Origin of the sequence: Staphylococcus sp. EG-SA-10 (assembly GCF_017151945.1) — a bacterium.
GTDB classification, from domain to species: Bacteria; Bacillota; Bacilli; order Staphylococcales; family Staphylococcaceae; genus Staphylococcus; species Staphylococcus aureus.
Map to the genome: position 1 here is coordinate 150,813 of NZ_JACVZJ010000005.1, position 13,102 is coordinate 163,914.

Genomic DNA, 13,102 nt, shown 5'->3' on the forward strand with positions numbered 1-13,102 from the left:
TAATATGCTAAACATTCAAGACGTTAGTCATCTTTCTAAAAAGGAGCAAAAAGCATATAACCGTTTCGTAGAATCTGTAGAAAACGGTAATTTACCAGTACTACCATGTATTGAAATGGATTTAAAAGAGATGCAAGAAGAAACTTTAAGCCAGAGTAAGATTGGTGGAATGCCATTTTTAAAATCTTTTAAAGATATACCATTAGATGAAAATAATGTACCAATGGTATTGTTAGCACAGATTAATTTGAATGATCTTCCAGAACAACAAGAATTATTTCCTGTAAATGAAGGGATATTGCAGTTTTGGATTAGTTCAGAAGATCAAATGTATGGTATGTCTGAAAATTTAAAGGGAAACAATATAAACTCAAGGCTTGTTTATATAAAAGAGCCAATTACAGATTTATCACTCGAAAATATTCAAGTGCATTTGAAGTCATTAGATGCTGATAATGAGGATATCCCGTTCAGTGGAGCATTTTCTATAGAATTTAGATTGTCGAAACAAACTATTACATGTACTGATTATAAGTACGATGAGGACGTGCTTGCATTGTGGAATAAAGTCAATCCATCCTTCGCGCTAAAATCGATGTTTGGTGGATATGATGAATTAATGGAACCTGTGTGTAACACATTTACTGCTAAGGAGCCATTTAATCAACTTGGTGGTTATCCATATTTTGACCAAATAGATCCAAGAACGAACGATCAAGAACTGAAAATGTATGATAGAGTCTTACTGCAAATTGATTCTACAAGAGATGGTAAATCTTCGATTATATGGGGTGATTTGGGTATTGCCAATATCTTAGTAAAATCTACTGACCTTGAGGCTATGAAGTTTGATGATTACATGTATTCATGGGATTGCAGCTAAGAGAATCAAAAAAATATATTACTTTAATAAGTGTAGTATCTATAGATCAACATAGGGAGTGGGACAGAAATGAAAAAGAACCACTAGTGACTTATAATGTAGTGGTTCTTTTTCATAAGCCACAGCTAATGTGTACTTAAAAATAGGAATACATGAGTAAAACTCATGCATAAGAAATACTAATTTCTAAAGAAAAAGTATTTCTTTATGTTGGGGCCCACCCCAACTTGCACATTATTGTAAGCTGACTTTCCGCCAGCTTCTATGTTGGGGCCCCACCCCAACTTGCATTGTTTGTAGAATTTCTTTTCGAAATTCTCTGTGTTGGGGCCCCGCTATAATTGAAAAATGCTTGTTATAGGTGTATTTTCTTTTGGTTAACTATTGGTAATATACATTGTAGATTTTAAGATGTTGATTTATGGTTTAGCCTTTGTTTGTTTATGTAAAATGTCCTAGCTAGTCAAACATTGAGTTTGTAATTATTATATTAAGCTAGTTTAAATTTTTTGTGATTTATGTTTTATTCATACCAATTTTGTGAAATGATACAGTGACAGATGTTTATTGATTTTAAAGGGTGATGATGATGGCTATTGTAAATAAAGTGATAATTGTTGAAGGAAAATCTGATAAAAAAAGGGTGCAACAGGTTATTGCAGAACCAGTCAATATTATTTGTACTCATGGAACAATGAGTATAGATAAGCTTGATGATATGATAGAATCACTATATGATAAACAAGTTTTTGTATTAGCCGATTCTGATGACGAAGGAGATCGAATTAGAAATTGGTTTAAACGTTATTTGAGTGAATGTGAACATATATTTATTGATAAAACTTACTGTCAAGTTGCGAATTGTCCCAAACAATATTTGGCGCATGTACTTTCAAAACATGGCTTTACTTGTAAGAAAGAAACACCTTCCTTACCGAATATAAATAATGAAAGGTTAGTTTTAGTAAATGAATAATTCATTAGACATCAAAGATGTAACTACATTTTATGAGGAAGACAAACATTTAATCTTTGGTTATACACCAACATGTGGTACTTGTAAGGTTTCAGAAAGAATGTTAGACATTGCTAATGAAATATTGCAGTTGCCATTATTGAAAATAGATTTAAACTTTTATCCTCAGTTTTGTAAAGATATGCAAATCATGTCTACGCCGATTTTATTGTTGATGAATAAAGATAAAGAAGTAAAGCGAATTTATGCATTTAAATCGGTGACTGATTTGTTAGAAAATTTAAAATAGTTATTGACGAAATTTTACTAAGGTGTTAGGATTAATACAAATTAAATGATGCGTAAACTCTTATCGAGAGTGGTGGAGGGATGTGCCCTACGAAGCCCGGCAACCGTCTTATATAGAAATGGTGCCAATTCACATAAAGTTTTAACTTTTGAAGATGAGAGAAACAATACTACTATTGCTTTCTCAATTTTTCTATCGATATTGAGAAAGCATTTTTTATTTTATTAAGCAACACAGGGAGGAATCAACGTGATTGAATTAAAAGAAGTTGTTAAAGAATATCGGACTAAAAATAAAGAAGTCCTTGCTGTAGATCACGTTAATTTATCGATTCGAGCAGGATCGATTTATGGCGTCATTGGTTTTTCTGGAGCAGGAAAAAGTACTTTGATTCGAATGTTTAATCATTTAGAAGCGCCTACATCAGGTGAGGTTATTATAGATGGAGACCATATAGGCCAATTGTCCAAAAATGGATTAAGAGCAAAAAGACAAAAAGTAAGTATGATCTTCCAACATTTTAATTTGTTATGGTCAAGGACTGTGCTAAAAAATATTATGTTTCCGCTTGAAATAGCAGGTGTCCCTAGAAGGAGAGCAAAGCAAAAAGCATTAGAACTTGTCGAACTCGTCGGTTTAAAAGGTAGAGAAAAGGCTTATCCATCAGAGTTATCAGGTGGACAAAAGCAACGTGTTGGGATTGCACGAGCGTTAGCTAATGATCCAACGGTCTTGCTTTGTGATGAGGCAACAAGTGCACTTGATCCGCAAACAACAGATGAAATTTTAGATCTACTACTAAAAATTAGAGAACAACAAAATTTAACAATTGTACTAATTACGCATGAAATGCATGTCATTCGTCGTATTTGTGATGAAGTTGCAGTTATGGAAAGTGGTAAAGTGATAGAACATGGACCGGTGACACAGGTTTTTGAAAATCCGCAACACACTGTGACAAAACGATTTGTGAAAGAAGATTTAAATGATGATTTCGAAACATCTTTAACAGAATTAGAGCCATTAGAAAAAGATGCTTATATCGTTAAATTAGTTTTCGCTGGTTCAACAACAACCGAGCCTATTGTATCGAGTCTATCAACTGCCTATGATATTAAAATTAATATTTTAGAAGCAAATATTAAAAATACCAAAAATGGAACAGTCGGCTTTTTAGTTCTGCATATTCCATATATTTCAAGTGTAGATTTCGGAAAATTCGAAAAAGAGTTAATTGAGCGACAAGTTAAAATGGAGGTGTTAAGACATGGGTAAATCATTTAGTGAAATTATAAATGAAATGATTACAATGCCTAATATTCAGTGGCCAGAAGTTTGGACTGCAATAGTCGAAACACTATACATGACAGTCGTCTCAACTATATTTGCATTTATACTCGGTCTTATTTTAGGTGTGTTATTATTCTTGTCTGCTAAAGGTAAGTCTATCGGTGCAAGGTTATTTTATTCTATCGTTTCTTTCATTGTTAACTTATTTAGAGCGATACCATTTATTATTTTAATTTTATTATTAATACCATTTACAAGTTTGATACTTGGAACGATAAGTGGTCCGACAGGTGCGTTACCAGCCTTGATCATTGGTGCAGCGCCGTTTTATGCAAGGCTCGTAGAAATTGCTTTTAAAGAAATTGATAAAGGTGTCATCGAAGCGGCCTGGTCAATGGGTGCTAATACTTGGACAGTAATTCGTAAAGTCCTCTTACCTGAAGCCATGCCAGCGCTAGTGTCTGGCATTACAGTTACAGCAATCGCTTTAGTTGGTTCAACGGCAGTTGCAGGTGTAATTGGTGCCGGTGGTTTAGGAAATTTAGCATACTTAACAGGTTTCACTCGAAATCAAAATGATGTCATTTTAGTATCAACAGTTTTTATTTTAATTATTGTATTTATAATCCAATTCATTGGGGATTGGCTTACAAATAAACTTGATAAACGATAAATTGGGGGTTTCATTTTATGAAAAAATTATTTGGTCTTATTTTAGTATTAACATTTGCAGTTGTATTAGCAGCTTGCGGTAATGGAAGCAAAAGTGGCAGTGACGACAAGAAAATAACAGTAGGTGCTTCACCAGCACCACATGCTGAAATTTTAGAAAAAGCAAAACCATTATTAGAGAAAAAAGGTTATGAACTAGATATTAAAACAATTAACGATTACACTACGCCTAATAAATTACTAGACAAAGGTGAAATTGACGCAAACTATTTCCAACACACACCATATTTAAACACAGAGAAAAAGGATAAAGGTTACAAAATCGTAAGTGCCGGTGATGTTCACTTAGAACCTATGGCTGTGTACTCTAAAAAGTATAAAAGTTTAAAAGAATTACCAAAAGGTGCAACAGTCTATGTGTCTAATAATCCAGCTGAACAAGGACGTTTCTTAAAATTCTTCGTTGATGCAGGTTTGATTAAAATCAAAAAAGGCGTAAAAATTGAAGATGCTAAGTTTAGTGATATTACAGAGAATAAAAAAGATATTAAGTTTAATAATAAACAATCAGCAGAATTCTTACCTAAAATTTATCAAAATGAAGACGCTGATGCTGTTATCATTAATTCAAACTTTGCAATCGAACAAAAACTAAATCCTAAAAAAGATTCTATTGCTGTAGAAAGTGCGAAAGATAATCCTTATGCAAACTTAATTGCTGTTAAAGAAGGACATCAAGATGATAAGAAAATCAAAGCATTAATTGAAGTATTACAATCTAAAGATATTCAAGACTTCATTAATGAAAAATACAACGGTGCAGTTATTCCTGCTAAATAATTATTAATTAGAGCTCATTGACTGATATGCTCCCATCAAAGTAGACATTGAAAAAATGCGAACTTTGATGGGAGTTTTTTTAAATTAGAATCAATATGAAATGTGGAAGATTTAATATGATAAGAGATGAATAACTATATATAAATGATTATCAAGTCATTATGTATTAAAAGAAAGCCTATATGATTCTGTGACTTCAATCAATGTCCATAGATTTACAATGTTATATAAGCAGTAGTTGATTAAATGAAAATACGATTGTAACAACCTTTTTACAATAATTGCGGGGCCCCAACACAGAGAATTTCAAAAAGAAATTCTACAGGCAGTGCGAGTTGGGGTTGGGCCCAATACAGAAGCTGATGGAAAGCCAGCATACAATAATTGCGGGGCCCCAACATAGAGGATTTCGAAAAGAAATTCTACAAACAATGCAAGTTGGGGGGCGGGGCCCCAACATAGAGAAATTGGATTCCCAATTTCTACAGACAATGGAAGTTGGGGTGGGACGGTGGGACGACGAAATAAATTTTGCGAAAATATCATTTCTATCCCACTCCCAAGAACCATTACATAATAAATCATTAGTGATTCTTTATTATTTCAGTCCCACTCCCTCAAGTTAATGATGAATCTATTTCGCTAGTTATAAAATGACGTCAAATCAATATCAAAAATTATTTAAGTAAAATGTTTAGATAATTTTTCAGTGGGTAAGTAATATATATATAACATTTAATTATTCTGAGGAGGCATTTATTATGGCAGACGAAAGTAAATTTGAACAAGCAAAAGGTAATGTTAAAGAAACAGTAGGTAATGTTACTGATAATAAAAATTTAGAAAACGAAGGTAAAGAAGATAAAGCTTCTGGTAAAGCGAAAGAATTCGTTGAAAATGCAAAAGAAAAAGCAACTGATTTTATTGATAAAGTAAAAGGTAACAAAGGCGAGTAATTTTACTTTTTATTCCTAATACACTGCACATGCCACTTAGTCGGTATAACCATCGGCTAGGTGGTTTTTTGTATTAAAAAAGTGGATACCAAAATTTATTAATAATTATTTTAATGTTAGAAAAAAACTAAATAAAAACTCGCTAATGATATCCAATAATATGTATACAAAACGAGACATATATTGCATATGATTAACGAGATACTGAATATATTTTATCACCCCTAAAATGATTATTCATTTTCAGCGGTAATTCGACCTAAAGTCAAACTTACAATAAAACCGATGATAAATACTACTAATGAAACGAACCACATCATGATATTAGTTGGTAAACCTGGAAATACTGCAAAGAGGGAGCCAACAACAAAACCAATGATTAATGCAAAAGTCATTAGTTTATGATGTGTTAGGAAATACTGGATAATTTTGCTTGAAATAATAAATCCAGCAAGCACGCCAAATCCGACTGCAAGTAATATAGGAAGACCGGCAAAGTTAAGTTTAACAACTTCAGATATTGCTAGCATGACTGTGCCATAGACGCCAAATACTAATAACATAAATGACCCTGAAATACCTGGGAGTAACATAGCACTAGATGCACACATACCTGCAATAAAGTATTTAATAATAAGACCAGTTGATAGAGTAAGTGTTTCTCCAGCATGTTTATCGCCATTATTCATTAATGTAATAACGATTAAGATAGCGATACCAGCTATAACCATCATGTAATGTTTAGTTGTAAATGACGTTTTATAGTTAGAAATTTTCAATAAATATGGAACGATACCAATGATTAATCCACCAAAGAAAAACATAGTTGGAATATGGTGTTGGCTTAATAAATAATTAAAAAGATTACTTAGTGATCCCATTGCCAGTAACATTCCAATTATAATGGGGATTAAAAATGTAAAACTTGGCCAAAAACGTCGTGAGAATATGCCGCTAATTGAAGCGATAAATTGATTGTATATACCTAACAATAATGCGATAGTCCCACCGCTAACACCAGGTACCAAGTCACTCGTTCCCATAGCAAAACCTTTTAGAATATTAATCCATTTAAATTGTTGCATGAATAACTCCTTTCAAACGATTGGAATAAAATCATAAATAGCATCATACCATATTACAAATGTCCTAGTGAAATGATAACATATTTTAAATTCATAAAATCCATTGAGAAATTATGTGCACTTATTATCATTTATATTTTTAAAGAGAGCGGATTAGAGTTGTACTTTAGAGTTATTAAAAATAATAAAAAGGGTTTAAGTTGTTTATATTAAGGTATAAGTAAGTTATAATTAACTGAACGCATTATTACAAAGTCTTTTTGACTACAAATTAAAATTATTATAAACTAGTTAAGAAAACTTTATATTTTACGGAGGGAATATAAAATGGCATCAACATTAGAAATCAAAGACCTACATGTGTCTATTGAGGATAAAGAAATCTTAAAAGGTGTTAACTTGACAATTAACACTGATGAAATACATGCGATTATGGGACCAAACGGGACAGGTAAATCAACTTTATCATCTGCAATTATGGGACACCCAAGCTATGAAGTAACTAAAGGAGAAGTACTTTTAGACGGTGTAAATATTTTAGAATTAGAAGTTGATGAAAGAGCAAAAGCAGGATTATTCTTGGCAATGCAATATCCATCAGAAATTACAGGTGTTACAAATGCTGATTTCATGCGTTCAGCTATCAATGCGAAACGTGAAGAAGGACAAGAAATCAACTTAATGCAATTTATTAAGAAATTAGATAAAAATATGGATTTTCTAGACATAGATAAAGACATGGCACAACGTTATTTAAATGAAGGTTTCTCAGGTGGAGAGAAGAAACGTAACGAAATCTTACAATTAATGATGTTAGAACCTAAGTTTGCAATCTTAGATGAAATCGATTCAGGATTAGACATCGATGCATTAAAAGTTGTATCTAAAGGTATTAACCAAATGCGTGGGGAAAACTTTGGTGCATTAATGATCACACACTATCAACGATTATTAAATTACATTACTCCTGATAAAGTACATGTAATGTATGCTGGTAAGGTCGTTAAATCTGGTGGTCCAGAATTAGCAAAACGTCTTGAAGAAGAAGGATATGAATGGGTTAAAGAAGAGTTCGGTTCAGCTGAATAATCTTATTAATACAGTATCCATGAGATGTTCATCTATATATGATGAAAATGAACATTTATACGAAATAGTAAATTTCATCAAGTAGGAGGAAAAAGTTATGACAACTGATATTTTGAACATTTCTGAAGAACAACTTGTTGATTATTCTAAAGCCCACAATGAACCTTCTTGGATGACAGAATTACGTAAAAAAGCTTTGAAATTAACAGAAACTTTAGAAATGCCAAAACCTGATAAAACAAAATTAAGAAAATGGGATTTTGATTCTTTTAAACAACACGATGTAAAAGGTGATGTTTATCAATCTTTATCACAATTACCTGAGTCAGTAAGAGAAATTATTGACGTAGATCATTCTAAAAACTTAGTAATTCAACATAATAATACGATTGCGTACACACAAGTTGATGATAATGCATCGAAAGATGGCGTTATCGTTGAAGGTTTAGCAGACGCTCTTATGAATCATAGTGATTTAGTGCAAAAGTACTTTATGAAAGATGCAGTAACAGTAGATGAACATCGTATCACAGCGCTACACACGGCATTAGTTAATGGTGGCGTATTTGTTTATGTTCCTAAAAATGTAGTTGTAGAACATCCAGTACAATACGTTGTGTTGCACGATGACGAAAATGCAAGCTTTTATAACCATGTCATCATCGTTACTGAAGAAAGCGCCGAAGTCACATATGTTGAAAATTACTTGTCAAATGCATCTGGTGAAGGAAATCAATTAAATATTATTTCTGAAGTGATTGCTGGTGCAAATTCAAATATCACATATGGCTCAGTAGACTATATGGATAAAGGCTTTACAGGTCATATCATTCGACGTGGTATTACTGAAGCGGATGCCTCAATTAATTGGGCACTAGGTTTAATGAATGAGGGTAGCCAAATTATTGATAATACAACAAATTTATTTGGTGATCGTTCAACAAGTTCACTTAAATCAGTAGTTGTAGGTACAGGCGAACAAAAAATTAATCTAACATCTAAAATCGTACAATATGGTAAAGAAACAGATGGTTATATCCTTAAACATGGTGTTATGAAAGAACATGCATCATCTGTATTTAATGGTATCGGCTACATTAAGCATGGCGGAACTAAATCAATTGCTAATCAGGAATCACGTGTATTAATGTTATCCGAACATGCTCGTGGTGACGCGAATCCTCTTTTATTAATTGATGAAGATGATGTACAAGCTGGTCATGCTGCATCAGTAGGTCGTGTTGATCCAGATCAACTTTACTATTTAATGAGTCGTGGTATTTCTCAAAGAGAAGCGGAACGTCTTGTTATACATGGTTTCTTAGATCCAGTAGTACGTGAATTACCTATCGAAGACGTTAAACGTCAATTGAGAGAAGTAATTGAACGCAAAGTTTCTAAATAATATTTTGAAAATAAAAGTTTGTAATAGATATAGACTGTCGATATTGGTATAAGACTAATACAACGTCAGTATTTAATTGATTAGGATTTTTATTTAAGAAAGGTCGTGAATGAAGTGGCCGAACACTCATTTGACGTTAATGAAGTAATCAAGGATTTTCCGATATTAGATCAAAAGGTCAATGGCAAACGTTTAGCATATCTTGATTCAACAGCGACAAGTCAAACGCCTGTGCAAGTGTTAAATGTTTTAGAGGATTACTACAAGCGTTATAATTCAAACGTTCATCGTGGTGTTCATACATTAGGATCATTGGCAACTGATGGTTATGAAAATGCCCGTGAAACCGTTCGTCGTTTTATTAATGCGAAGTATTTTGAAGAAATCATTTTCACACGCGGAACAACTGCGTCGATTAACCTTGTAGCACATAGCTATGGTGATGCAAATGTTGAAGAGGGCGATGAAATTGTTGTCACTGAAATGGAACATCATGCCAATATTGTTCCTTGGCAACAGTTAGCAAAGCGTAAAAATGCGACATTGAAATTTATACCAATGACAGCTGACGGTGAATTAAACATCGAAGATATTAAGCAAACGATTAATGATAAAACAAAGATCGTTGCTATTGCACATATTTCTAATGTACTCGGTACAATTAATGATGTTAAAACCATTGCAGAAATAGCTCATCAACATGGTGCAATTATCAGTGTTGATGGGGCGCAAGCAGCACCACATATGAAACTTGATATGCAAGAAATGAATGCTGATTTTTATAGTTTTAGTGGACATAAAATGCTTGGACCAACAGGTATTGGCGTATTATTTGGTAAACGTGAGTTACTACAAAAAATGGAACCGATTGAGTTCGGTGGCGACATGATTGATTTTGTAAGTAAGTATGATGCAACATGGGCTGATTTACCTACTAAATTTGAGGCGGGTACTCCATTAATTGCTCAAGCAATTGGGCTTGCAGAAGCTATTCGCTATTTAGAACGCATAGGTTTTGATGCAATTCATAAATATGAACAAGAATTAACGATATATGCTTATGAGCAAATGTCTGCAATTGAAGGAATTGAAATTTATGGCCCGCCAAAGGATCGTCGTGCAGGTGTAATAACGTTTAATTTACAAGATGTACATCCACACGATGTTGCTACAGCCGTAGATACAGAAGGTGTAGCGGTTAGAGCTGGGCATCATTGTGCGCAACCGTTAATGAAATGGTTAAATGTGTCTTCAACAGCTAGAGCGAGTTTTTATATATACAACACGAAAGAAGACGTTGATCAGTTAATAAATGCCTTGAAACAAACGAAGGAGTTTTTCTCTTATGAATTTTAATAATCTAGATCAATTATATAGATCTGTCATTATGGATCATTATAAAAATCCTAGAAATAAAGGTGTATTAGATAACGGGTCTATGACAGTAGATATGAATAACCCGACATGCGGTGACCGTATACGACTAACATTTGATATAGAAGACGGCATTATAAAAGATGCTAAGTTTGAAGGTGAAGGTTGTTCGATTTCAATGGCAAGTGCATCGATGATGACACAAGCTGTTAAAGGTCATTCACTTGGAGAAGCAATGCAAATGAGCCAAGAATTTACGAAAATGATGCTTGGTGAAGACTATGTGATTACAGAAGAAATGGGAGATATTGAAGCATTGCAAGGTGTATCTCAATTCCCAGCTCGTATTAAATGTGCCACATTAGCTTGGAAAGCATTGGAAAAAGGTACTGTTGCTAAAGAAGGTAAAGCAGAAGGTACGACTGAAGAAGAATAGAATGCTGTTAATCATAGATGATTTTGATATTAGACATATAAAAGTAAAAAAATTTTTATATGATGTCATGTCATTGTTATAATATGGTTTACATCATGAATTAAAAACTTACGCACGCCGTTGTAAATATATTTTTAAGGAGTGATTGAAATGGCTAAAAAAGCACCTGATGTTGGGGATTATAAATATGGATTCCACGACGATGATGTGTCCATTTTCAGATCAGAACGTGGTTTAACTGAGAATATCGTTAGAGAAATTTCTAACATGAAAAATGAGCCGGAATGGATGTTAGATTTCCGTCTTAAATCATTAAAATTGTTTTATAAAATGCCAATGCCTCAATGGGGTGGCGACTTATCAGAATTGAATTTCGATGACATTACTTACTATGTAAAGCCTTCAGAACAAGCTGAACGTTCATGGGATGAAGTGCCAGAAGAAATTAAAAGAACTTTCGATAAATTAGGAATTCCTGAAGCTGAACAAAAATATTTAGCTGGCGTTTCTGCTCAATATGAATCTGAAGTTGTTTACCATAATATGGAAAAAGAACTTGAAGAAAAAGGTATTATCTTTAAAGATACAGATAGTGCTTTACAAGAAAATGAAGAATTATTCAAAAAATACTTTGCTTCTGTAGTACCTGCAGCAGATAACAAATTTGCGGCGTTAAACTCAGCAGTATGGTCAGGTGGTTCGTTCATTTATGTACCTAAAAATATCAAACTAGATACGCCACTACAAGCTTATTTCCGTATTAACTCTGAGAACATGGGTCAATTTGAACGTACATTAATTATTGCTGATGAAGGTGCTTCTGTACATTACGTAGAAGGTTGTACTGCACCAGTTTATACAACTAGTTCTTTACACTCTGCTGTTGTGGAAATCATTGTGCATAAAGATGCGCACGTTCGTTATACTACGATTCAAAACTGGGCGAACAATGTATACAATTTAGTTACAAAACGTACTTTTGTTTATGAAAACGGAAATATGGAATGGGTAGATGGTAACTTAGGTTCTAAGTTAACGATGAAATATCCAAACTGTGTTCTTTTAGGTGAAGGTGCAAAAGGTAGTACATTATCTATTGCATTTGCTGGTAAAGGACAAGTTCAAGATGCCGGTGCTAAAATGATTCATAAAGCGCCAAATACATCTTCAACGATTGTTTCTAAATCTATTTCTAAAAATGGTGGTAAAGTTATTTATCGTGGTATTGTACATTTTGGACGTAAAGCAAAAGGCGCTCGTTCAAATATTGAGTGTGATACATTAATCTTAGATAACGAATCAACATCAGATACAATTCCATATAACGAAGTATTCAACGATCAAATATCATTAGAACATGAAGCGAAGGTTTCAAAAGTTTCTGAAGAACAATTATTCTATCTAATGAGTCGTGGTATTTCTGAAGAAGAAGCGACAGAAATGATTGTTATGGGATTCATCGAACCATTCACAAAAGAACTTCCAATGGAATACGCGGTCGAAATGAACCGTTTAATCAAGTTCGAAATGGAAGGTAGTATTGGATAGCTTTAAACCACGTTGTTAAGCCATTCTTAACTTCCGGAAATGGCTATTGATACCATTTTGATACTGAATATAACAAAAAGCCACATTACTGTGGCTTTTTTTGTTTTATAACTAAATCGGATTGATAGATAATGAACTGCACCCAGTCTAGTAGACAATTAAATAATTAAAATTAATGGTTGGTTTTGTTGTTATACAGAATCAGCCATTTTTAATGTAATTCTTTCATGATTAAAGAAAAGAATAAAATCATGAATTG

At 33.1% G+C, this 13,102-nt stretch carries 13 protein-coding genes and 1 riboswitch; of the genes, 12 read left to right on the top strand and 1 reads right to left on the bottom strand.

The features are described 5' to 3' along the window. The first annotated feature begins 4 nt into the window (after positions 1-4). From IDG45_RS06370 to IDG45_RS06400, 7 genes are all read left to right on the top strand, one after another. Positions 5-883 (top strand): YwqG family protein, encoded by an 879-nt coding sequence (locus IDG45_RS06370; protein WP_000932224.1) that lies wholly within the window; start codon positions 5-7, stop codon positions 881-883. A gap of 589 nt (positions 884-1,472) precedes the next feature. Then, complete coding sequence (locus IDG45_RS06375) at positions 1,473-1,859, top strand: toprim domain-containing protein (protein ID WP_001018959.1); 387 nt, start codon at positions 1,473-1,475, stop codon at positions 1,857-1,859. Beyond that, positions 1,852-2,148 carry a thioredoxin family protein gene (locus IDG45_RS06380; RefSeq protein ID WP_001065801.1) on the top strand — a complete coding sequence of 99 codons (297 nt, stop codon included), beginning with the start codon at positions 1,852-1,854 and terminating at the stop codon, positions 2,146-2,148. The genes IDG45_RS06375 and IDG45_RS06380 overlap by 8 nt, the downstream gene beginning before the upstream one ends. 57 nt (positions 2,149-2,205) lie before the next feature. Then, positions 2,206-2,309, top strand: a riboswitch (SAM riboswitch). 88 nt (positions 2,310-2,397) lie between these two features. Then, entirely contained in the window at positions 2,398-3,423 is a 1,026-nt protein-coding gene (locus IDG45_RS06385) for a methionine ABC transporter ATP-binding protein (RefSeq protein WP_000571211.1), read from the top strand. After that, positions 3,416-4,111 (top strand): methionine ABC transporter permease, encoded by a 696-nt coding sequence (locus IDG45_RS06390; RefSeq protein ID WP_000520233.1) that lies wholly within the window; start codon positions 3,416-3,418, stop codon positions 4,109-4,111. The genes IDG45_RS06385 and IDG45_RS06390 overlap by 8 nt, the downstream gene beginning before the upstream one ends. Positions 4,112-4,128: 17 nt before the next feature. Beyond that, positions 4,129-4,950 (top strand): MetQ/NlpA family ABC transporter substrate-binding protein, encoded by an 822-nt coding sequence (locus IDG45_RS06395; protein ID WP_000732334.1) that lies wholly within the window; start codon positions 4,129-4,131, stop codon positions 4,948-4,950. Positions 4,951-5,711: 761 nt separating this feature from the next. Next, positions 5,712-5,906: a CsbD family protein gene (locus tag IDG45_RS06400; RefSeq protein ID WP_000752917.1), complete on the top strand. Its 195-nt coding sequence runs from the start codon at positions 5,712-5,714 to the stop codon at positions 5,904-5,906. A 233-nt stretch (positions 5,907-6,139) separates the two neighbouring features. On the opposite strand, the gene popT is transcribed toward IDG45_RS06400, so the two are convergent. Then, entirely contained in the window at positions 6,140-6,991 is an 852-nt protein-coding gene (popT, locus tag IDG45_RS06405; protein ID WP_001183850.1) for a polyprenyl-phosphate transporter PopT, read from the bottom strand. 327 nt (positions 6,992-7,318) lie between these two features. Here popT and sufC point away from each other — a divergent pair, with 327 nt between their 5' ends. From sufC to sufB, 5 genes are all read left to right on the top strand, one after another. Further along, positions 7,319-8,080 (top strand): Fe-S cluster assembly ATPase SufC, encoded by a 762-nt coding sequence (gene sufC, locus IDG45_RS06410; protein WP_000168845.1) that lies wholly within the window; start codon positions 7,319-7,321, stop codon positions 8,078-8,080. A gap of 97 nt (positions 8,081-8,177) precedes the next feature. Further along, complete coding sequence (gene sufD / locus IDG45_RS06415; RefSeq protein ID WP_042908155.1) at positions 8,178-9,485, top strand: Fe-S cluster assembly protein SufD; 1,308 nt, start codon at positions 8,178-8,180, stop codon at positions 9,483-9,485. A 105-nt stretch (positions 9,486-9,590) separates the two neighbouring features. Beyond that, positions 9,591-10,841: a cysteine desulfurase gene (locus IDG45_RS06420; RefSeq protein WP_001006454.1), complete on the top strand. Its 1,251-nt coding sequence runs from the start codon at positions 9,591-9,593 to the stop codon at positions 10,839-10,841. Then, a complete protein-coding gene (gene sufU / locus IDG45_RS06425; RefSeq protein ID WP_001010508.1) occupies positions 10,831-11,295 on the top strand; it encodes a Fe-S cluster assembly sulfur transfer protein SufU in 465 nt (154 codons plus the stop codon). Before IDG45_RS06420 ends, sufU begins: the two co-directional genes overlap by 11 nt. Before the next feature lie 150 nt (positions 11,296-11,445). Next, entirely contained in the window at positions 11,446-12,843 is a 1,398-nt protein-coding gene (gene sufB, locus IDG45_RS06430; RefSeq protein ID WP_001074405.1) for a Fe-S cluster assembly protein SufB, read from the top strand. Positions 12,844-13,102 lie beyond the last annotated feature (259 nt).